Raw genomic sequence first — 17,077 nt, forward strand, 5'->3', positions numbered from 1 at the left:
AGCACTGCCAATTCCAACCGAAAATTCTGAGGCCACGGTGGCACATAAAAAAGTCTGGGAATCTCTGCTTCTCCACAGCACTCGAAACAGCCAACCCATTGATGTGCATCTGAATGCGCCATATCCGGAAGGCTATGTTGCGTTCAAGCACAAGTACCAGGATGCACAGGACGTTCCGGCCTCTGACTATCCAAAATACATTTGGTTTGAATCCTATGATCTTCCAAAGAAAAAGAAAGAGAACCTGCCGGACATCTTCACCGGAGCGATGGCCCTCATCTATGTGTCAAAGGAAATGCGTGATCTTTTGATGCAGTTCGAGCTTGGGCGCACACGCTTCCACGAAGTTCCGCTGTTTGAGTATGACCAGAAAACGCCCTATCCCGGACGGCGCTGGTTCATGATGCATATTCTGGAAAACCGGAAGACGTTTGTGCCAAAACTGTCCACTGGACTACGGGAAGTTGGCGAAAATACCAACGTCTGGCAAGCCAATCCCGAGGGAAAGAACAAGCTGGCCGTAAACCCGTCTGCCGCCAGTGATCTGGATTTCTGGATGGATCGCAACGTTCTCAGCAGAATGTTCTTCTCTGACCGGTTGAAAATCGCGATCAAGGAGTCCGGGCTAAGCGCGCGCTGGCTTGGGTTCCGACCCTGCAAAGTAGTCTCTGATTGACCTGTGCTGGAAGCGACACTTCTTTGAACGGGCGCTCCTAACACAAGTCAGATCAATATATCACCTCACAAAGCCTTGAGATTCGGCCACAAATCTGCATCAAGGGCTTTGACAAAGGGTTTGAAATGGTCTGCCACCGATTGCCAACGCCCGACCGAAGACGCGCTGATTGGCTGTCGAACCTGCAAGTTACTTGCGGTTTTGACGGCATCAGGCAGGTCATGCGGCGATAGCATAGCCTCTTGGAATTGAAGATCGCAGATCCGGGCAAGGTCTTCGACCGTGTCTTTCAGATTGCTGACCAGATGCTCATATCCGATGTTGTGAATCCGACCCGGCAGCAGGTTCTGCCAATGCAGAACATAGCGGCGATAACGGTTTGCCTCGGCTGCCATCCATTTCAGGTCGTGGGTGAAATACAACCCAGCAGCACCAAAATGCGTGCGCCACATCGACAGGGCAACATCCCGGGGATCGCGTTCGACGTTCAGAATGACAGCGTTGGGGAAGGCCTGCGCAATCGCCCCGATATACGCGTAGTTGCCTGGCGCCTTGTCGACAAAGGCCACGGCACCTTCAGTCAGGTTCGGTAAGTGTTCGACATAGTGATCGGCCAGTTTATCCGCCGCTTGCCATTCCGACGGCTGAGCGTGGGCTTTTCTGGCCCAGTGATGCACCGACGCAAGTTCCCCCAGCCCCTGAACACCGCTATGGGCTGACAAAATACGCTCGACCAGAGTCGTCCCGGATCGGGGCAGCCCAATCACAAATATCGGACGAGGGATATCTGTTCGCGGTCCGAGTGCAGCGACGGGCAAAGGTGCCGCCAGAATCTTGCGGCACTGCTTGTCGTTACGCGATTGCCATTCCTTAAGGTCCTCGCGCAGAAATCCATGGGCCTCGAACAGGTGCTGCATCTCATCTGCGGTATCCTTGTCCTGACGCGCCAGACTCGCCGCAGCAAAATGAACCACCGCCGCGCTTTCGCGACCCGTGGGCCGCTTGCCTTCAAGGGCATGCGATATCCTGGCCTTCAATTTGGATCGGTCTTCCCGCGACAGGTTTGGCAGCGTCGCCATGAACTCAAGCGTTTCGGGATCATCCGGCGCCAGATCAAGGGCCGCACGGGCATGTATCACGGCCTGATCAATCCGCCCCATCCCAACATGCGCCTTGGCCAGTCTCAATTGCCCGTAATGGAATTGCGGGTTCTGCTCGACAAGTGCCGTCAGCAGATCAATCGCTTGGTCCCATTGGCGCAGTTCATCCAGAATATCTGCTTTCAGACATTGCGCCTGCAAATGTGTCGGCTGATGTTTCAGCACTTGCTCAACCGCCGCCAGCGCTTTTTCTACTTCGCGTTCGCGCAACAACGCCATCGCCCGAATATAAAGCTGAGCCGGCGTCAGGGGTGCCCTGGTGCCGATTTTGTCGATAAAGCGCAAAGCGTCTTCAGAATCTCCGCCCTGCACCAGACTCAACCCATAGTTTTGAATTAACTCCTGATTTCCGGGATCCAGATGCCAGGCACGTTCAAAGTTTGTTTGTGCGAGTTTGAATTTCTGCTGTTGGACTGCACACAATCCCGCGAGCTTGGGCAGAGCGGGCACTTTCGGCCACTTTTTTGCAGCCTTGGTTGCGCGTTTGTAGGCTCTTTCCGGTCGGCCACTTTTTAACAAATCACTAATAACAGATACTTCGGCACCCAGTGGGTCGAATTTATTAATCATTTTCAAAGCCTTATCTGTCTTTTGAAATCGAACAGACCATGCCCCGGTTCATTCAAATAACTTCCGAGGGTCTATTTGCTTCGATATGATACTTGACCAAAGGCTTTACAATGCGACGCCGCACCCTCTGGTACTTTCTGCGCAAGCAGCGTAAAAGGAGTGCTGCGCGAAACATTTGGAGCCTAGCGTCGATGAAAGAACATCGTGGCCGTCTGACAAAGGACGGTATCCGCATCTATGAACAGGGTGACTTTGCCGGGATGCACGCGGCAGGGGAATTGGCTGCGCGGATTCTGGATAATGTAGCTGACCACGTCTTTGTCGGCCAAACCACCGGCGAGATTGATCGGATCATCACACAGATGGTTGAGGATGCGGGCGCGACCTCGGCGACTATCGGCTATAAGGGCTATCAACACGCCAGCTGCATCAGCGTCAATCACGTGGTTTGCCATGGTATTCCCAGCGACAAAAAGCTGAAAGATGGCGACATCTTGAACGTCGATGTGACGGTTGTTGTCGATGGCTGGTTCGGCGACACCTCGCGCATGTATGTAGCCGGAAAGCTGCCGCGCAAGGCCGAACGGCTTATTCAGGTCACCCATGACGCGCTGTTCAAAGGCATCGAGATGGTCAAGCCGGGCAACACGTTCGGCGATATCGGCCACGCGATTCAGGCCTATGTCGAAGCGCATCGGATGAGCGTCGTGCGCGATTTCTGCGGCCATGGGTTGGGCCGGGTGTTCCACGCGCCGCCAAACGTTCTGCACTATGGGCGTCCGGGCACCGGGGCCAAGCTGGAAGAAGGTATGTTCTTCACCATCGAGCCAATGGTCAATCTGGGTCGTCCCGAAACCAAAACGCTGGCCGATGACTGGACTGCCGTGACCCGTGACAAATCGCTGTCAGCGCAGTTTGAACATTCGGTGGGTGTCACGGCGGATGGGGTTGAGATCTTCACTCTGTCACCAGACGGCAAGTACCACCCGACCTATTCCTCATGATCCCCGACCTGTTCGCGCAATAGCTTTAGCAGCATCGTCTCAGGCCCGCATGGTGCGACCGCATCATGGATAAAGATCGGCATGCGCATAGGTTTTGGAGGCGGGCCGGTGACGGCATAGGTGTCCTGCACAAAGGCCCAGAGCGGAGGGGTGATGGCGCGGTCCATCCCCAGACCATACCATAGTTGGGTCAAAGCCCCAAAAGCTGGGGGGCCTGTGCCATGTCAGAAAAGACCTCGGCCCCAAGTGCAGCCAAACGGGCACCATCATCATGGGCCGCGTACCCAAGGCAGCGCATTTCAGCCCTGATAGCGGCGGTAACGCCATTTGCACTGTCTTCGATGACGACAGGGGATTTTGCGTCAAAATGCCGGGCTGCAGTTAGAAACATGGTGGGATCGGGTTTGCCGATCCCCAAAGCATAGGCCGAGAACATTACTTTGCTAAAACGGTCCCACAAGCCGTTTTGACCCAGTGTGATCTGCATCTTTTCAGGCCGCCCGTTTGAGGCAACGCAATATGGAATTCCCTGCGCATCAAGCTGTGCCAGCAGTTCGGGGATACCCTCGATCAGAGGCGTCCCTGCGCGCAAAACCTCGTAGGTCTCGGCATAAATCTGATCGGTCCACGCGTCGGGCAAATCCGCGCCCAGCGCCCGTGCTTTGTCGCGGACACCAGTCATGGTTCCCCCGACAAAAAGCGACATGCATTCGTTCAAGGAAAGGTGCACACCATAGCCCGCGAGATTGTCGACTATGACCTGATTGGACAGAACCTCGCTATCGACCAGAACACCATCGCAATCGAAAATCACCAGATCATGCATGTCGGGTCCCATTCCACCACATCAATGAGATGTAAGTGTCGCCGTATTTCCGTGCATCGTGCAGATCGAACCCCTCGGGCGCAGTCATTGAGGCATTTTCTTCCCAGACGATCAGGGCATCATCAGCCAACCAACCACCCTGTGTGATCGCGGTCAAAGCCTTTTGCCCCAGTGCTTTGCCATACGGCGGATCCAGAAACACCAGATCATAGGGCATGTCTGGGTTGTCCCCCAGCCGGGTTGCATCACGGCGGATCAGGTCGGTTCGGTCGTTGCTACCAGTCAGCTCGATATTCTTGCGGATCAGAGTCTGTGCGGCACGACCGTCATCTACGAAGGTCACATAAGACGCGCCACGCGACAACGCCTCAAGCCCCAAAGCACCAGTGCCCGCGAACAGGTCCAGCACGCGCAAGCCATCAAAATCGATCTGATGGTTCAGAACGTTGAACAGGCTTTCGCGCACCCGGTCGGTGGTGGGGCGCAAATGGGCTCCGGTATCGCCTTTGCCGACCGAGGTCAGGGCTCGGCCCCGCGACGCTCCGGCGATGATCCTCACGCTTTGAGCAGCGGTTTCAGATCCGCATCAGGATCAACCACCACTGCCGGGTCAGCCGTCTTTCCCATCTCGATCAAGCGCTTGCCAACCATATAGGCACGCGGATCGTTCATCGCGTCAACGGCGATCAGTTGGTCACCCTTGTAGTACCAGAAGGACACGGTTGCCCCTTCGCCCTTGCGGGTCACGACACGGTCATATCCGGTGTTCAGGCCCGCGATTTGCAATTTTACGTCGTACTGATCCGACCAGAACCATGGCGTCGCCACATAATCTTTAGCCGCGCCCAGCATGTTCTGAGCCACGATCTCGGCCTGATCGATGGCGTTGGGCACGCTTTCCAACCGAATGCGGTCGCCTTTGTGCAGGAATGACGCACAATCACCTGCCGCCCAGATCGACGGATCGGAGGTGCGGCCATGGGCGTCAGTCTTGATCCCGTTGTCCAGCGTCAGCCCCGCCATCTCTGCCAGCTGGGTTGCCGGGGCGATGCCAACGCCGACAATAACGAAATCCAATTCAAGCGTGGACCCATCGCTCAGGGCTGCGCCCGTCACCTTGCCATTCTCACCCAGCAGACGATCGAGCCCCACGCCTTCACGGATGTCAGCGCCATAGTTGTTGTGGAGGGTGCGGAAGTAATCGCTTGTCTCGGGGGCAGCGACACGTTGCAGGATGCGGTCCGCCATTTCGACCAGCGTCACCTTGACCCCGCGCTTGGCGCAGACAGCAGCGGCCTCAAGCCCGATATAGCCGCCCCCCACGATCAGCGCGCGCGCGCCTTCGGTGACCCACGGCCCCATATTGTCCACATGCGCCAGATCGCGCACCACGTGCACGCCGTCCAGATCACCGCCAATCGAGGCAGGCAGGCGGCGCGGGTCTGATCCGGTGGTCAGGGCCAGCTCATCATAGGAAATGACCTCATCCCCCAACGTCACAGTCTTGGCCTTCGGGTCGATGCCCGTCACGCGCTGACCCAAACGCAGGGTAATGTTGTTGTCGGCATAAAAGCTCTCAGGCCGCAGGAATAACCGTTCCAGCTCCATCTCGCCCAGCAGGTAGGCCTTGGACAGTGGCGGGCGCTGATATGGCAGATGCGGCTCGGCCCCAATCAAGGTGATATCGCCTTCGAACCCGTCTTTGCGCAGCCTGGCAACAAGCGATGCGCCCGCCTGTCCGGCACCTATCACGACAATATGGCTCATGTTCCTCCTACCCTGTCGAATTCACGTGGTCACTTTCGTCTGACCACCTATATTGCGGCAGGGACTGACTCTGCAAATCCAATCGACAGGAGCACAAAATGATTTCTACCGGTGACACGCTGCCCAATGCCACGCTGATCCAGATGGGCGCGGATGGCCCAGAAGGTGTTCAGGTTTCAGACAAGACAAAAGGCCGCAAGGTCGTCATTTTTGCTGTTCCCGGTGCGTATACCGGCACCTGCACAACCGCACATGTGCCCAGCTTCATGCGGACCAAAGATCAATTCGACGCAAAAGGTGTGGACGAGATCATTTGCGTTTCGGTCAACGACCCCTTTGTGATGAGCGCCTGGGGCGACGCCACTGGGGCCAGCGAGGCCGGTCTGACCATGCTGTCTGATGCCTCATCGGAATTCACCAAGGCACTCGGGATGGATTTCGACGCGCCGCCGGTGGGCCTGATTGCGCGGTCCAAGCGGTATGCCATGCTGGTCGAAGACGGGAAAGTCATCGCCCTGAACCTGGAAGAAAACCCTGGTGTCTGTGAAATTTCGGCCGGCGAAGGACTGCTGGACGTCATCTGATCCTGTTTGGCCCCGGCAGTGTCGGGGCCACGTGAAGTGTAATTAGCTTGATACACACCCCCATTGCACCAATAATGTGCACATCTTATTTGGGGGGCTTATTTGTGAAACTTAGTTTGTTTTCTGTTATCTTAGGCGGGGCGGGTCTGTTGGCGGCCTGCGGTCCTGCACCCACACCGCAACAGCAAGCGGCACGGCAACACGAAATCGCATGTCTCGGCGGAACCCTTGGGGGCGCGTTGATCGGCGGGGCGATTGGCAACCAGTTTGGCGGTGGGTCGGGGAAATCAATCCTGACAGCAGCAGGCGCGGCCGCCGGGGGCTTTGAAGGTCAGAGGTTCTCATGCTGAGGGGATTTGGAATGAAACGCGCAATAGCTCTTGTCGCCGCCATGTTTCTGGCGAATGCCGTCAGCGCCGAGACCGTGGCTGAACTGCATGAAAAAGAGCTGAACGCAATCGACGCCAACAATGATGGGTTTTTGTCCAAAGACGAGTTCAACGCCTTTTCCGACTATGCCTTTCAGGAGATGGATGACGACAAGAACGGCACGCTGGGTCTGGATGAGGCCAAGCCGTTTCTCGACATCAAGCAGTTCCAGCAAGTTGACCGCAACAAAGATAGCCTTATCTCCCGAGCAGAATACGATGCCCAGATGAACCTAGATTTCAATGCGGCGGATCAGGACGGAAATAGCCAGTTGGACTAGGCCAACTCCGACAGGAGCAGGTATGAGAAAGTGGATCGGCCTGAGCGCGCTTGCGCTGATGACGGCGTGCGACGTGCCGCAAGCCCCCGTTGTCACCGGACCGGATGGGCAGGCCGGTATCCAAATCAATACCAGCGGTCTAACCTGCTATGATACGCGGTGTCTGGACATCAACCCCGCCGCACGCAGCGTCCGGTCCATCGGCAATCGCACAACTGGGATACCGCGTAACATCAATGTCAGTGATGGCATTGTAACACCGGCCGAATTCAAACAGATAGGTGTGGTGGCGTCTCTGGCTGGCGGCGTGGGCTCAGGCAGCGATAGGGGCTAAAGCAAGCTGTCCATTTTGCGGGCAAGCTTTGCATCCAGCGACGACAAACCGCCCACGTCATGAGTGGACAGCACCACGTCGACTGTGCGGTAGACATTCGACCATTCGGGGTGATGGTTCCATTTTTCGGCCCAGATCGCCACCTGCGTCATCCAACCAAATGCAGCGACGAAATTGTCGAAAATGAAGGTCTTGGTGATCGCGTCCCGGCCTTCAACCATGGTCCAGCCGTTGTTGAACAGCGGATCCAGCAGGGGTCCGCGGGTTTCAGTAGACAAAAGTTCGGTCATTGCTGTTCCTCCGGGTTCGATTTTCTAAACGGGCCGTAATCCGTCAGAATCTCGATCTCTTCTCCCACTGCACGGCCTTCGGCGTCTAGATACTTTTTTACCGCATCTGCAAATCCCGGGTCCCCGATCCAATGCAGGCTGTGGGTGAGCGTGGGCAAATAGCCGCGCGCCAGCTTGTGTTCACCCTGCGCACCGGCTTCGACACGGGCAAGCCCATGAGCAATGGCAAAGTCGATTGCCTGATAGTAGCACAGCTCAAAATGCAGGCAGGCGTGGTGTTCAACACAGCCCCAATAGCGACCAAAAAGTGTTTCGCGACCAATGAAGTTAAGCGCACCTGCGATCGGAACGCCATTGCGTTCAGCCAGAACCAGCGCCATATCGTCCGTCATGGTTTCCTGTGCGATATCAAAAAACTGGCGCGTAAGATATGGCGAACCCCATTTGCGCGCGCCAGTGTCCTGATAAAACTCCCAGAACGCATCCCAATGCTCCGGCCTTAGGTCAGGTCCTGTAAAGGTGTGGATCTCGCCCCCGAAATCTCCGGCCTGTGCGCGTTCCTTGCGTATGTTCTTGCGTTTGCGCGAGGACAAGTCGGCGAGAAAATCGGCGAAATCCGCATAGTTGTTGTTGAGCCAATGAAACTGCTGCGAGCTGCGCACCATCAACCCCATCTGCTCACCCGCCAGCGCCTCGTCCCGGGTGCAGAAAGTTGCATGCAGGGATGACACCTGATTGTCCGCCGCCAGTTGCACCGCGCCTTGCACCAGCGCTGACATGCCAATGCCATCGTAGCCAGGGCGCACCAGAAAGCGCCGCCCCGTGGCCGGGGTAAAGGGCACGGTGATCTGCAATTTCGGGTAATAGCGCCCGCCGGCACTTTCGTAGGCATGCGCCCAGCTGTGATCGAAGATGTACTCGCCCTGACTATGCGATTTGGCGTACATGGGCGCTGCAGCAATCAGCATGCCATCCAGATAGGCGGTCAGGTATTGCGGTTGCCAGCCAGTGCCACGACCTACGGAATCGCTTTCCTCAAGCGCGAGCAGGAACCGATGTGTGGTAAACGGATCTAACGGACGCCCGCCATCCGCCGTCTCGGGACAAGCGCAACTGTCCCACTCTGCCGCTGCAACCTGCAAGAGCGATCCCAGAATCCGAACCTCGATCTGTGCCTGATCCATATGCCCTCCGCACCTGATCAGTATTTGTGGTGGGGCGCGGCGGGATCAACCCGGTTGTTCGGCCAAATACCCCTCAAAGGTCACATTGTCGGCAACCTTGCGCGCTTCTGCCTCTTGTTCGGACGACCGGACCGTCCAGCACAGGATCGGTACGCCCTTCGATTTGAGCTCGGCCACACGAGGACGGTCCAGATCATGGACTTCGTGGCTGATGAAACTGGCGCCGACCCGGTCGAAATCGGGAATGGCGCGCAGATGACTGCAAGTTTCATCAGACAAAGGCCAATCCTGCGGATCATAAGAACTGGTCACCAGCCCGCGCGGCAAGTGCGGGGCCAGACGGGCCAGTTCGGCCACGCTGTTTGGATTAAAAGACATCAGCGCCAGTGGGCCATCATATCCGTGCAAGGCGCGAACAGCATCCTGTTCAAGCGGCCCGACATCCGTGCCCATTCCCCCGTCCTGATCCTTAAACTCAATCAGCAACGGCACCTGACCCGCAACCAGACTCAGCACTTCGTCCAGAGTTGGAATCCCGTCCTCAGCGTGCAGCAAAGTGGTGGATAAGGCCTGCGCGGCGGTGATCTGGCGGATTGGGCCAGACTGCCCGGTCAATCGAGCCATGTCATAGTCGTGAAACACCATGGCGCGATCATCCGACGTCAGTTGCAGATCGATCTCGATCCCATACCCGGCCTCGACGGCAGAACGAATGGCCGCCCGGCTGTTTTCCGGGCGGTTTTGCGTTTTGTCATGCAGCGCCCGATGGGCGAGCGGGGTTTGCAGGAACTCTGCTGGCAGGGACGGCGTCATTGAACCTCGAAGATTCCTTCGATTTCAACGGTCACGCCCAGTGGCAACGACGCGGCGCTGACGGCGGAACGGGAATGACGACCGGCGTCTCCCAATGCCTCGACAAGGAAATCTGAGGCCCCGTTGATCACCTGTGGTTGGTCGATGAAATCCGCCGTTGAATTCACAAAGCCGGTCAGCTTGATTACGCGCACCAGCTTTTCGATGTCTCCACCACAAGCCGTCTTGACCTGTGCCAGCAGGTTGATGGCGCAAACCCTTGCCGCCGCAGCACCTGCAGCGACATCCATGTCATCACCCAGTTTGCCTGTGATCAGATCATCTGCCTTTGAAATCTGGCCCGAGACGTAGACAATGTTTCCGACACGCACAAAAGGCACATAGTTTGCCGCTGGTGCAGGTGCATCGGGCAAGGTCACGCCCAGGCTTTCCAGTTTGGCTGTGATGCTCATATTATGGTCCTCCCCTTTTTTCGACTCGGGCGGACGCTAACCGGGAAGCCCGGATTGGGAAAGAAGGAAACACCGATTTTCTGGATTGCCTGCAATCTGGGCGTAACTTCTCTTATTCCGAACTGTTGAACCTGTGTCACTTTACCCCGAACCGACAGGCGGGTTAAACGCAAGGTGTTTCAATTTTGACCTGAAACATCTATGTGACAACGACTTGTGCCGATGCAGCACTACATTGTTGGTTGAACGCCTGGTTGCGAAGATGCTGGGCCGCTTTGGAGTAACAAAGACCGTGTTAAGCAGACTTCGCCTGAAACATCTTGTTGTTCTTCCGCTTGTGTTCGTATTGACGGCATGCGCCTCACAACCTGCAGATCAGGCCGCCCGTGGTGAGGTTTTTGACCCGTACGAGGGTACAAACCGCTCGATGCATAGGTTCAACCTGGGTCTTGACCGGTTCCTGTTTCGCCCAGCCTCGAAAGGCTACGTGAAGATCGTCCCCGACCCGATGGTCACCAGCTTTAGCACTTTCGCTGAAAACATCTCTCTGCCCGGACAAGCGGTAGATTATTTGCTGCAGGGCAATCCCAAGCAAATGGGTAACGCGCTTTTGCGATTCGCGATCAACATGACTGTTGGTGGATTTGGCTTGTCCGCCCCGGCTGACGAACTGAACTTGCCCCCGGTTGATACCGATTTCGGCGAGACATTGCATGTCTGGGGCTTTGGCGAAGGTGCTTATGTCGAACTGCCGTTCTATGGCCCCTCGACCACCCGTGACGCCGTGGGTGTTGTGGTCAACCTGTTCTCGAACCCCATCAATTTCGCTCCAACGCGCCCGGCCGACAATCTGGGGGTCTATGCCGAAGTTGTACGCCGGATGGGCGACCGAGGTCGGTTCTCGGACACGGTCGATTCAATCCTGTATGATAGCGCCGACAGTTATGCGCAGGCGCGTCTGATCTATCTGCAAAACCGCCGCTTTGAACTGGCAAGGGATGACGAGGATGCCTATCTGGGGCTCTACACCGATCCTTATGCCGAAATCGGAACCGACCCTGTCAGGGACCCCTACCTAGACCCTTACGAGGACCCCTATGCCGAATAACACTTTGAACCGACGCCGTTTTATCACAACCAGCCTGACGGGCCTGGCGCTGACCGCAATGCCCCTGTCCGCGCTTGCCCAAACTGAAGCAAGCGCCAAGGCACTGGTGAACAGTGTGGTGACCGAAATCAATCGTGTGATTGCGTCGGGTAAGTCAGAAAACGCCATGTTGCGCGATTTCGAGAAGATCTTTGTGCAATACGCCGATGTGCCGATCATGGCGCGCTATGCGTTGGGTGTGGATGCGCGCACCGCCAGCCCGTCTCAGTTGAAAAAGTTCACCAAAGCGTTTCAGGGATATATCTCGCGTAAATACGGACGCCGCTTCCGTGAATTCATCGGGGGCGAGGTCAATGTACGAAACGCCCGCAAGATCAAAGCCGGATACGAGGTCAGAACGCTGGTGAAACTGCGCGGCTCTGCACCTTTTGATGTGACCTTTCTGGTGTCCGATAAATCGGGTCGCGAGAAATTCTACAACATGTTCATCGAAGGCGTGAACCTGCTGTTGACCGAGCGTACGGAGATCGGAGCAATGCTGGATGCCCGAAAAGGCAACCTGAACCAACTGATCAAGGACCTTGGCCGAACGGGGTAAGATTTTGTGTGTTCAGACCTGCCTAATTCATGCTGTTCCACAGCGCGATCCCTTGAGAACGGTCAAACTGGCCGAAAAACTTCCTTTGATAGAATGCCCTGACAGCTGTCAGGGCATATAGCTGCGCACCAAGGCGCTGGCGATCAGTGCCCATCCGTCTGCAATCACAAAGAACGCCAATTTGAACGGCAGTGACACAATCGCAGGTGGCACCATCATCATACCCATGGACATAAGAACGGCTGCCACCACTAGATCGATGATCAAGAACGGCAGAAAGATCAGAAATCCGATCTGAAAGGCCCGGGCAATCTCGGACAACATGAACGATGGCATCAGAACCGAAAGCGGCGCGTTGGCTGACATCTCAAGCGCGTCGCCACCGGGTCGCAATGCCGCCATCGCATAGAACGTATCCGCGTCCAAACGGTTGGCCATAAACACCCGGAACGGCTCCAGTGCACGCTCCAGTGCAAGTTCCATGCCCATCGTTTCTTCGACCATGGGGCGGATTCCAGTGACCCAAGCTTCGGTAAAAACAGGTTCCATGATGAAGTAGGTCAGAAACAGAGCCAGGCTGATAATCAGCACATTTGGTGGTGATTGCTGCAGTCCGATACCCTGCCTCAGGATGGCCAAAACGGTGATCAGAAACGGGAAGCAGGTGATCATGATCGCCAATCCGGGCGCAAGGCTGAGCACGGTGATCAATAGGATCAACTGGATGGTCCGGGCAGAGATTGAACCGCCTTCACCCAGCGACAGCATCACATCTTGTGCAGCGGCGAGTGACGGGGTCAGAAGTACCACGGCACACACCACCCAGATCAGAGAGCGCATTAGCCGATCCCGTTTTGCAGATCGGCAATTTCCGTCAGGCGCACAGCCAATTGACCAGCTTGATCGCCCTCCATTTCCTCTAGCAAACCGCGTGCAACCAACTGATCTCCGACATACAGGTCCACCGGATCCTCAATCCGTTTGTCCAGGGTCAAAACGGCATTCTCGCCCATGTTCAACAGGTCCCTGATCAGGGGGCGTGCACGGCCAACCGACACGGTCACTTCGATCGGGACAGAGTCAAACGGGTTCGGCTTATCTGATTTCGGGATCTGGGTATCACTCATTTGACAAAGCCTCTCTTGCCTCAAATACATAGGAATCGAATGCTTGCGCGACCAAGCCCAGCAGGGCGCCGCAGTCCACCTCGCGCCGGGATACACCCACCTGCAACCGTGCCTGACCCGAGTTCAGCGATGGGTCCTCAATCACCCGGGGGGCCGGGGACAAATCAGATGGGATCATCGCCTCGACGTCTCCGGCGCGACCTTCAGGCACCATGATCTGCATGGGTTGCTCGATCTGTTCGCTGGCCATCTCACACAGTTGCTCGACCAGACGGGTCGCAAAGCCACGTTCGATTGTGTCTGGCAGAACGACACGGGTCAGGCCTTGGAACATCGGTTCCAGCGACAAGGTCATGCGGGTGATCGCTTCGTGATAGGTGAATGACATGTCCTGCAGCGCGTTGCCAAGTTCGGCCGAGATCTGTCCCTGACTTTGCTCCTGCGCCTGCACGGCATCTTCCCATCCGGCACCATACCCTTTTTCAAAGGCTGCGAGGTTTTGCTCTTCCAGCGCATCGTCATCCAGAAGATGAATGGCGCCGCCGCCGGATTGTACTGTGAAATCTTCAAGAAGATGGGTAATCGACATCACGCACGCTCCTCGCCTTCTTCAAGCCAACTGCGAAGGATCTCGACGGTCTCTTCCTGCTTGTCGCCAATCATAGAGCGCAGCCGATCCACCGGGTCCTCTGCAGCGCTAGATCCGAGTGCGGGAACATTGGCTTGGGTTGGAAGTTGCGTAAATTCCGAACTGTCATCCGGCGCGATTTCACCAGTCAGCAGTGGAGCATCGCCGACAGCAGGTTCGGCGCCGACCTGCAGTAAAGCCTGGGTCGTGGCGGGTTTCATCAGGATCGGGCGAATGACGAACAGCGCCAGAACCAAAGAGACAATGGCCATAACAGCCATCTGTATCAGTGACATCGCATCCAGATGAATGTTTTGCCACATCGACGCCGAGGCTAGCGTCCCCCGAGGTTCAACAACCGGTAAATCCAAGGATTTCAGTGTGATCACATCCCCGCGCTCAGGGTCGAACCCGACTGCAGATGCAACCAGCTCCTCCAGCGCGTCGAGCTCAGATTGCGGCAGCGGCGTGAAGGTTTCAACACCGGCGGCGTCCTCGGCGTGTATGCCATTGACCAGCACGGCAACAGTCAGGCGCTTGATCGCTCCCGGCGCATTGAGGACCTCAAGCTCGGTCTCGGACACTTCATAGTTCACACGCTCGCGGGTCTTTGTCGCTGTAGAATTTGATTCGTCACCGCCTGCGCCATCCCCATCGGGTAGGTTCGACGCGACAGTTACATCAGAAGACTGGTTGCGGGCACTGTCAGATCGCTCTTCGACATCGGTACTGATCGCCACGCGACCTTTGGGGTCAAAACGCCGCTCGCGGATCGATTCCGTCTTGGTCACGGTATCGACGCTGACCTCGACCACCGCGTTGCCAGCACCGACACGTGCCTCGACAAGACGCAACACCCGTTCGCGCAATTGGCGAGATTTGTCATCGGCCGTATCGGCGGCCACCGCCGTTTCCTGGCCCCCAATCACGGTTCCGTTCGAATCGATGACCGTCACATTCTCGGGAGACAAGCCGCTAACGGCCGACGAAACAAGAAATCGGACCGCCTTGGCCTGATCGCCTGTGATATCTGCCCCTGATGGGACCAGATAGACCGAGGCGGTCGGGGCGACACTGCGTTGAAACGGGTTTGCCGAAGCATTAGCGATATGAACGCGTGCCTGACTGATATGGCGACCACCTACAATTGTACGCGCCAACTCGCCCTCTTTCGCGCGCCAATAGGCGGCATCGAACATCTGGGAAGTGGTGCCAAAACCGCTGAGCGTATCCAGCAGTTCATACCCGCGGTTGCCGTTTGCAGGCAGGCCTTCGCTGGCCAGCATCATGCGCAGTTCGTCCCGCTTTGCGCCTGGGACATAGATGGAGCCGCCGCGAATCTCATATGGCACACCACGCTGATCCAGCGAACGGACAATGTCCCCCGCGGCACCGCTTTCCAGCCCTGCATATAGCAGTGTCATCGATGGAGCGGACACAAGCCGTGACATACCCAACACGCCAAGAAAGACCAACACAACCGCACCAGCGACGATGATTTGTTTTCGTCTGTCTAAATTTGCCCAGACAGTTCCGATCTGCTGCACGCTCACCTCCGACTCGCCGACATTCTGCCCGACGCCCCTTCTGTTTGGACGAATGCCCTTAACAATCGGTTAGTCCATACGGGGTTATGAATGTCGCAGAACGGATGAATGAGGACGTCATGACCGACGCGACTGTGGATCAGGCGGAAGCTCCTGAAAAAAATAATAAATTAGGGCTTTTAATAGGGCTGATTCTAGCGATCTCAGGCGCTGCCGGTGGTTACTTTCTGACATCGTCTGGGATGTTGCCTTTTGGCGCCAAGACAGAAAAGGCCACCGCCAAAGAGGCGCAAGAAGATATGCCCGCCCAGGCGCTTGCAGATGTGGGATTCGTCGATCTTCCGCCTGTGATTGTATCTGTAAATGCGGGGAACTCGCGTCATCTGAAGTTTCACGCGCAGCTCGAAGTTAACACCCCGTACATCGCTGATGTGGAAAAAATGCAACCGCGAATCATGGACGTCCTGAATGGATATCTACGGGCCGTTGAAATCTCGGATCTTGAGGATTCTCTGGCCCTGATACGCATTCGCGGGCACCTGCTACGGCGTATCGGAATTGTCATCGGCGAGGGCCGAGTACGCGACGTTCTGGTGATGGAATTTGTATTGAACTAGGAGGCGAAATTGGAGCTGATTGCAGATATTTTGCTGGTTGCGGGTGCGCTTGGCGCGGGTCTTTATTGCTTCGTGCTGTCGCGACGACTCAAACGCTTCACCGACCTTGAAACAGGTGTTGGCGGTGCTGTTGCCGTGCTGTCTTCTCAGGCGGATGAGTTGAAGACATCGCTGGAGCGCGCGCGGTTGGCCTCTGACCAATCTGGCGATGTGCTTAAGGATCTCACCGAGAGAGCGGAAATCGTGGCGCAGCGGTTGGAACTCATGATGGCGTCAATGCATGACGTCATCCCGGAGGAGAATGCCGCTACCGCAACGGATGCGGCTGCCTCGGGCGACCTATCTGCTGATTCAGAGACGCAGAACATCAAGGACGCAACGCAAGAGCCTGCCATCGCATCTGAAGACGAGGTTTTCACACCCTCTGACACCCCTGCAAGGACCCCTGAAGGCGTTATGTTTTTCCGGCATGAGCGAAAGCTGAACGAGGTCACGAAATGAAAGGCCACCCGGCAGATCAGGTGTGCGGCCGCCCACGCGGCGGGGTTCTCACGGTGATTTCTTTGCTGATGATCGGCTCCGCCGCGATTCGAGTGGGATTGGAAGCCGGACCAGCCTTGGCAAAATCGGTCGAACCTCAGCCCGTCGAAAACAAATCCGTATCAGCGGATACGCGAGATGTTCAGGTTGTCCTAACAGAACTTTTGCGTCGCGAGGAACGCCTGAAACAGCGTGAAGATGCCTTGATCGAAAGAGAAAAAGCGTTGGAAATCGCGAATCGGGCAATTGAGAACAGACTAGGAGCGATGCAGGAGGCTGAAGAGTCTCTGCGAGCGACGCTGGCAGTGGCAGATAAGGCTGCGGAAACTGATCTGACACGGCTGACAGACGTGTACCAGAACATGAAACCCAAAGATGCTGCCGCTCTGTTCGAAACCATGGACCCGACTTTTGCCGCTGGCTTTCTGTCGCGCATGCCACCGGATGCCGCAGCTGGGGTTCTTGCCGGTCTCAGTCCCGAGGTGGCGTACACGATCAGTGTTGTCATGGCGGGCCGCAACGCCAACGCCCCGCAGGAGTAGA

Annotated in this window: 24 protein-coding genes; 11 read left to right on the top strand and 13 right to left on the bottom strand. The window is 56.5% G+C overall.

All coding sequences use genetic code 11. The features are described from left to right. The first annotated feature begins 37 nt into the window (after positions 1-37). The gene (locus D9K61_RS18665) at positions 38-676 is read left to right on the top strand and encodes a hypothetical protein (protein ID WP_162946962.1); all 639 of its coding nucleotides are present in this window, start codon (positions 38-40) and stop codon (positions 674-676) included. 65 nt (positions 677-741) lie between these two features. Here D9K61_RS18665 and D9K61_RS18670 read toward each other — a convergent pair whose 3' ends face one another. Next, positions 742-2,406, bottom strand: coding sequence for a tetratricopeptide repeat-containing sulfotransferase family protein (locus D9K61_RS18670; RefSeq protein WP_120634706.1), 1,665 nt, complete (start codon positions 2,404-2,406; stop codon positions 742-744). Positions 2,407-2,597: 191 nt separating this feature from the next. Here D9K61_RS18670 and map point away from each other — a divergent pair, with 191 nt between their 5' ends. Continuing rightward, complete coding sequence (map, locus tag D9K61_RS18675) at positions 2,598-3,410, top strand: type I methionyl aminopeptidase (protein ID WP_120634707.1); 813 nt, start codon at positions 2,598-2,600, stop codon at positions 3,408-3,410. On the opposite strand, the gene D9K61_RS18680 is transcribed toward map, so the two are convergent. The 4 genes from D9K61_RS18680 to D9K61_RS18695 are packed head-to-tail and all read right to left on the bottom strand — an operon-like array spanning position 3,398 to position 6,003. After that, positions 3,398-3,604, bottom strand: a complete 207-nt coding sequence (locus D9K61_RS18680; RefSeq protein WP_254055822.1) for a hypothetical protein — start codon at positions 3,602-3,604, stop codon at positions 3,398-3,400. The two genes, map and D9K61_RS18680, sit on opposite strands and share 13 nt — an antisense overlap. Beyond that, entirely contained in the window at positions 3,601-4,236 is a 636-nt protein-coding gene (locus D9K61_RS18685; RefSeq protein ID WP_120634709.1) for an HAD family phosphatase, read from the bottom strand. Before D9K61_RS18685 ends, D9K61_RS18680 begins: the two co-directional genes overlap by 4 nt. After that, positions 4,229-4,795: a 16S rRNA (guanine(966)-N(2))-methyltransferase RsmD gene (rsmD, locus tag D9K61_RS18690; RefSeq protein ID WP_120634710.1), complete on the bottom strand. Its 567-nt coding sequence runs from the start codon at positions 4,793-4,795 to the stop codon at positions 4,229-4,231. The genes D9K61_RS18685 and rsmD overlap by 8 nt, the downstream gene beginning before the upstream one ends. Beyond that, positions 4,792-6,003 (bottom strand): NAD(P)/FAD-dependent oxidoreductase, encoded by a 1,212-nt coding sequence (locus D9K61_RS18695; RefSeq protein WP_120634711.1) that lies wholly within the window; start codon positions 6,001-6,003, stop codon positions 4,792-4,794. The genes rsmD and D9K61_RS18695 overlap by 4 nt, the downstream gene beginning before the upstream one ends. A gap of 98 nt (positions 6,004-6,101) precedes the next feature. Between D9K61_RS18695 and D9K61_RS18700 the strand changes: the two genes are divergently transcribed. The 4 genes from D9K61_RS18700 to D9K61_RS18715 all read left to right on the top strand — a co-directional run bounded on the left by D9K61_RS18700 (position 6,102) and on the right by D9K61_RS18715 (position 7,630). Then, positions 6,102-6,587 (top strand): peroxiredoxin, encoded by a 486-nt coding sequence (locus D9K61_RS18700; protein ID WP_120634712.1) that lies wholly within the window; start codon positions 6,102-6,104, stop codon positions 6,585-6,587. A 104-nt stretch (positions 6,588-6,691) separates the two neighbouring features. After that, the gene (locus tag D9K61_RS27755) at positions 6,692-6,937 is read left to right on the top strand and encodes a glycine zipper 2TM domain-containing protein (RefSeq protein ID WP_120634857.1); all 246 of its coding nucleotides are present in this window, start codon (positions 6,692-6,694) and stop codon (positions 6,935-6,937) included. A gap of 11 nt (positions 6,938-6,948) precedes the next feature. Continuing rightward, positions 6,949-7,296: a hypothetical protein gene (locus D9K61_RS18710; RefSeq protein WP_120634713.1), complete on the top strand. Its 348-nt coding sequence runs from the start codon at positions 6,949-6,951 to the stop codon at positions 7,294-7,296. 22 nt (positions 7,297-7,318) lie between these two features. Next, positions 7,319-7,630 carry a hypothetical protein gene (locus D9K61_RS18715; RefSeq protein WP_120634714.1) on the top strand — a complete coding sequence of 104 codons (312 nt, stop codon included), beginning with the start codon at positions 7,319-7,321 and terminating at the stop codon, positions 7,628-7,630. On the opposite strand, the gene D9K61_RS18720 is transcribed toward D9K61_RS18715, so the two are convergent. The 4 genes from D9K61_RS18720 to D9K61_RS18735 are packed head-to-tail and all read right to left on the bottom strand — an operon-like array spanning position 7,627 to position 10,369. Then, positions 7,627-7,920 carry a 4a-hydroxytetrahydrobiopterin dehydratase gene (locus tag D9K61_RS18720; protein ID WP_120634715.1) on the bottom strand — a complete coding sequence of 98 codons (294 nt, stop codon included), beginning with the start codon at positions 7,918-7,920 and terminating at the stop codon, positions 7,627-7,629. The two genes, D9K61_RS18715 and D9K61_RS18720, sit on opposite strands and share 4 nt — an antisense overlap. Then, on the bottom strand, positions 7,917-9,104 hold the full coding sequence (locus D9K61_RS18725) for a GNAT family N-acetyltransferase (protein WP_120634716.1): 1,188 nt from the start codon (positions 9,102-9,104) through the stop codon (positions 7,917-7,919). Before D9K61_RS18725 ends, D9K61_RS18720 begins: the two co-directional genes overlap by 4 nt. A gap of 45 nt (positions 9,105-9,149) precedes the next feature. Then, entirely contained in the window at positions 9,150-9,917 is a 768-nt protein-coding gene (locus tag D9K61_RS18730; RefSeq protein ID WP_120634717.1) for a glycerophosphodiester phosphodiesterase family protein, read from the bottom strand. Further along, entirely contained in the window at positions 9,914-10,369 is a 456-nt protein-coding gene (locus D9K61_RS18735) for a RidA family protein (RefSeq protein WP_120634718.1), read from the bottom strand. The genes D9K61_RS18730 and D9K61_RS18735 overlap by 4 nt, the downstream gene beginning before the upstream one ends. A 292-nt stretch (positions 10,370-10,661) precedes the next feature. On the opposite strand from D9K61_RS18735, the gene D9K61_RS18740 reads away from it, so the two are divergent. Both D9K61_RS18740 and D9K61_RS18745 read left to right on the top strand, forming a co-directional pair. Further along, complete coding sequence (locus D9K61_RS18740; RefSeq protein WP_254055823.1) at positions 10,662-11,477, top strand: VacJ family lipoprotein; 816 nt, start codon at positions 10,662-10,664, stop codon at positions 11,475-11,477. Next, complete coding sequence (locus D9K61_RS18745) at positions 11,467-12,075, top strand: phospholipid-binding protein MlaC (protein WP_120634719.1); 609 nt, start codon at positions 11,467-11,469, stop codon at positions 12,073-12,075. The genes D9K61_RS18740 and D9K61_RS18745 overlap by 11 nt, the downstream gene beginning before the upstream one ends. A gap of 108 nt (positions 12,076-12,183) precedes the next feature. On the opposite strand, the gene fliP is transcribed toward D9K61_RS18745, so the two are convergent. Genes fliP through fliF form a run of 4 tightly spaced genes read right to left on the bottom strand, consistent with a single transcriptional unit; the run spans position 12,184 to position 15,377 of the window. Then, on the bottom strand, positions 12,184-12,915 hold the full coding sequence (gene fliP, locus D9K61_RS18750; protein WP_120634720.1) for a flagellar type III secretion system pore protein FliP: 732 nt from the start codon (positions 12,913-12,915) through the stop codon (positions 12,184-12,186). Beyond that, a complete protein-coding gene (locus tag D9K61_RS18755; protein ID WP_120634721.1) occupies positions 12,915-13,202 on the bottom strand; it encodes a FliM/FliN family flagellar motor C-terminal domain-containing protein in 288 nt (95 codons plus the stop codon). The genes fliP and D9K61_RS18755 overlap by 1 nt, the downstream gene beginning before the upstream one ends. Then, entirely contained in the window at positions 13,195-13,791 is a 597-nt protein-coding gene (locus D9K61_RS18760) for an ABC transporter ATP-binding protein (protein WP_120634722.1), read from the bottom strand. The genes D9K61_RS18755 and D9K61_RS18760 overlap by 8 nt, the downstream gene beginning before the upstream one ends. Beyond that, positions 13,791-15,377 (bottom strand): flagellar basal-body MS-ring/collar protein FliF, encoded by a 1,587-nt coding sequence (gene fliF, locus D9K61_RS18765; protein WP_120634859.1) that lies wholly within the window; start codon positions 15,375-15,377, stop codon positions 13,791-13,793. The genes D9K61_RS18760 and fliF overlap by 1 nt, the downstream gene beginning before the upstream one ends. A gap of 119 nt (positions 15,378-15,496) precedes the next feature. On the opposite strand from fliF, the gene fliL reads away from it, so the two are divergent. Genes fliL through D9K61_RS18780 form a run of 3 tightly spaced genes read left to right on the top strand, consistent with a single transcriptional unit; the run spans position 15,497 to position 17,076 of the window. Then, entirely contained in the window at positions 15,497-15,994 is a 498-nt protein-coding gene (gene fliL, locus D9K61_RS18770; RefSeq protein ID WP_120634860.1) for a flagellar basal body-associated protein FliL, read from the top strand. A gap of 9 nt (positions 15,995-16,003) precedes the next feature. Further along, entirely contained in the window at positions 16,004-16,495 is a 492-nt protein-coding gene (locus D9K61_RS18775) for a hypothetical protein (protein WP_120634723.1), read from the top strand. Continuing rightward, the gene (locus D9K61_RS18780) at positions 16,492-17,076 is read left to right on the top strand and encodes a MotE family protein (protein WP_120634724.1); all 585 of its coding nucleotides are present in this window, start codon (positions 16,492-16,494) and stop codon (positions 17,074-17,076) included. The genes D9K61_RS18775 and D9K61_RS18780 overlap by 4 nt, the downstream gene beginning before the upstream one ends. Position 17,077 lies beyond the last annotated feature (1 nt).

The organism is Ruegeria sp. EL01 (genome assembly GCF_900313035.1).
Lineage (GTDB): Bacteria > Pseudomonadota > Alphaproteobacteria > Rhodobacterales > Rhodobacteraceae > Ruegeria.

What these genes read in the sequence shown, in the direction of transcription:
- D9K61_RS18670 (WP_120634706.1), bottom strand. Translation starts at nt 2,406, where the DNA reads ATGATTAATAAATTCGACCCACTGGGTGCCGAAGTATCTGTTATTAGT.
- map (WP_120634707.1), top strand. Translation starts at nt 2,598, where the DNA reads ATGAAAGAACATCGTGGCCGTCTGACAAAGGACGGTATCCGCATCTAT.
- D9K61_RS18685 (WP_120634709.1), bottom strand. Translation starts at nt 4,236, where the DNA reads ATGCATGATCTGGTGATTTTCGATTGCGATGGTGTTCTGGTCGATAGC.
- D9K61_RS18695 (WP_120634711.1), bottom strand. Translation starts at nt 6,003, where the DNA reads ATGAGCCATATTGTCGTGATAGGTGCCGGACAGGCGGGCGCATCGCTT.
- D9K61_RS18700 (WP_120634712.1), top strand. Translation starts at nt 6,102, where the DNA reads ATGATTTCTACCGGTGACACGCTGCCCAATGCCACGCTGATCCAGATG.
- D9K61_RS18710 (WP_120634713.1), top strand. Translation starts at nt 6,949, where the DNA reads ATGAAACGCGCAATAGCTCTTGTCGCCGCCATGTTTCTGGCGAATGCC.
- D9K61_RS18715 (WP_120634714.1), top strand. Translation starts at nt 7,319, where the DNA reads ATGAGAAAGTGGATCGGCCTGAGCGCGCTTGCGCTGATGACGGCGTGC.
- D9K61_RS18720 (WP_120634715.1), bottom strand. Translation starts at nt 7,920, where the DNA reads ATGACCGAACTTTTGTCTACTGAAACCCGCGGACCCCTGCTGGATCCG.
- D9K61_RS18725 (WP_120634716.1), bottom strand. Translation starts at nt 9,104, where the DNA reads ATGGATCAGGCACAGATCGAGGTTCGGATTCTGGGATCGCTCTTGCAG.
- D9K61_RS18730 (WP_120634717.1), bottom strand. Translation starts at nt 9,917, where the DNA reads ATGACGCCGTCCCTGCCAGCAGAGTTCCTGCAAACCCCGCTCGCCCAT.
- D9K61_RS18735 (WP_120634718.1), bottom strand. Translation starts at nt 10,369, where the DNA reads ATGAGCATCACAGCCAAACTGGAAAGCCTGGGCGTGACCTTGCCCGAT.
- D9K61_RS18745 (WP_120634719.1), top strand. Translation starts at nt 11,467, where the DNA reads ATGCCGAATAACACTTTGAACCGACGCCGTTTTATCACAACCAGCCTG.
- fliP (WP_120634720.1), bottom strand. Translation starts at nt 12,915, where the DNA reads ATGCGCTCTCTGATCTGGGTGGTGTGTGCCGTGGTACTTCTGACCCCG.
- D9K61_RS18755 (WP_120634721.1), bottom strand. Translation starts at nt 13,202, where the DNA reads ATGAGTGATACCCAGATCCCGAAATCAGATAAGCCGAACCCGTTTGAC.
- D9K61_RS18760 (WP_120634722.1), bottom strand. Translation starts at nt 13,791, where the DNA reads ATGTCGATTACCCATCTTCTTGAAGATTTCACAGTACAATCCGGCGGC.
- fliL (WP_120634860.1), top strand. Translation starts at nt 15,497, where the DNA reads ATGACCGACGCGACTGTGGATCAGGCGGAAGCTCCTGAAAAAAATAAT.
- D9K61_RS18780 (WP_120634724.1), top strand. Translation starts at nt 16,492, where the DNA reads ATGAAAGGCCACCCGGCAGATCAGGTGTGCGGCCGCCCACGCGGCGGG.